Source organism: Aeromicrobium sp. PFPM2_SD2, assembly GCF_057364525.1.
This window is the reverse complement of record NZ_JBNFNZ010000486.1, coordinates 1-1,746: the sequence shown is the minus strand read 5'-3', so window position 1 is coordinate 1,746 and position 1,746 is coordinate 1. Positions and strand designations below refer to the sequence as shown.

At 71.4% G+C, this 1,746-nt stretch carries 1 protein-coding gene and 1 pseudogene; both read left to right on the top strand.

The window, feature by feature from the left end; translation table 11 throughout:
• Positions 1–381, top strand: a pseudogene (locus AC2W7G_RS15405) (shikimate dehydrogenase); the annotation flags it as partial.
• A gap of 14 nt (positions 382–395) precedes the next feature.
• On the top strand, positions 396–1,746 hold a 1,351-nt coding region (locus AC2W7G_RS15400), incomplete at its 3' end, for an MFS transporter (RefSeq protein ID WP_485869213.1).

Here is a 1,746-nt window from a genome sequence, read left to right as displayed (position 1 = left end):
CACGCCCTGGCCGGCGACCTCGCCGCCCGCTTCCCCGACGCCCGCGTGGACGCCGCGAGCCCCGACAAGCTCCCGGTGCTGCTGCCCGGCGCGTCCGGCCTGGTGCACTGCACCCCCACCGGCATGGCCGACCACCCCGGCCTCCCGCTCGACGACCGACTCCTCCACCCCGGGCTCTGGGTCGCCGACATCGTGTACCGCCCGCTGGAGACCGCGCTGCTGATCGCAGCCCGGGCCGCGGGCTGCCGCACCCTCGACGGAGGCCACATGGCGGTCCACCAGGCCGTCGACGCCTTCCGTCTCGTCACGGGTGTCGAGCCCGACCCCGACCGCATGCTCCGTCACTTCCGCGACCTCGCGGCCGACGAGCACCGATCCTGAGCAAGGAGCCCCCGATGCAGGCCATCGACGCATCCAAGACCCCGAAGAAGGCGGCCCTCGCCAGCTTCATGGGCAGCGCCGTGGAGTACTACGACTTCTTCGTCTTCGGCTCCGCCGCGGCGCTGATCTTCCCGCACGTGTTCTTTCCCGACGACGACGCCTCGGCGCTCGTCATGTCGTTCGCGACGTTCGGCTTCGCCTACGTCGCCCGGCCCTTCGGTGCCGTCATCCTGGGTCACTTCGGCGACCGGGTCGGACGCCAGAAGGTGCTCATGTTCACCCTCGTGCTCATGGGCCTGTCGACCTTCCTGATCGGCTGCCTGCCCAGCTTCGACGCCATCGGCTGGGCCGCCCCCGCGCTGCTCGTGCTGTGCCGGCTCATGCAGGGACTCTCGGCGGCCGGCGAGCAGGCCGGCGCCAGCTCGCTCACGCTCGAGCACGCGCCGGACGACCGGCGCTCGTTCTTCACGTCCTGGACGCTCACCGGCACCCAGGGCGGCCAGATCCTCGCCGCGCTGGTGTTCATCCCGGTCGTGTCGCTGCCCGACGACATCAAGTACAGCTGGGGCTGGCGCGTCCCGTTCTGGTTCAGCGCCGTCGTCGTGGTCGTCGCCTACTTCATCCGCCGCAGCCTGCACGAGCCGCCGGAGTTCGCGGCCAAGAAGGCGTCCGGCGACGTCGCCCGGATCCCGCTGGTCGACCTGCTGCAGCACCACGGGGCCGACGTCCTGCGCGTCGTCTGCTGCGCGTTCATCGCGGCCATCTCGACCGTGTTCGGCAACCTGGCCATCGCGTACGGCAAGGAGGTCGGCGTCAACGAGTCGATCACCCTGTGGCTCGTCGTGGCCGCGAACGTCGTGGCGCTCGGCACCCAGCCGCTGTTCGGCATGCTCGCCGACCGCGTCGGCCGCAAGCCGGTCTTCGTCTACGGCGCGATCTCCAGCGCCGTGCTGATGCCCTTCTACCTGCTCTCGATGAGCCAGGACAACGAGCTGCTGACCTTCCTGCTCGCCGTGCTGACGTTCTCGTGCGGCTACGCCGCGGCGAACGCCACCTGGCCCTCGTTCTACGCCGAGATGTTCGACGCCCGCGTCCGCTTCTCGGGCCTGGCGATCGGCACCCAGCTCGGCTTCCTCATGGCCGGGTTCGCGCCGAGCATCGTCACCGCCCTGGGCGGCGTCGAGGAGGGCGGCTGGACGGTCACGGCGGGCTTCACGGCGGTCATCGCGCTCGTCGCGTCGATCGCGGCGCTCACCGCGCGCGAGACCAAGGACGTCCCGACCGCGCAGCTCGGCGCCAAGCCGTCGCGCGCCCGGCAGGACGACGAGCGCTCGCGCACCGCTGACGTCCGCGCAGACGAGGCCG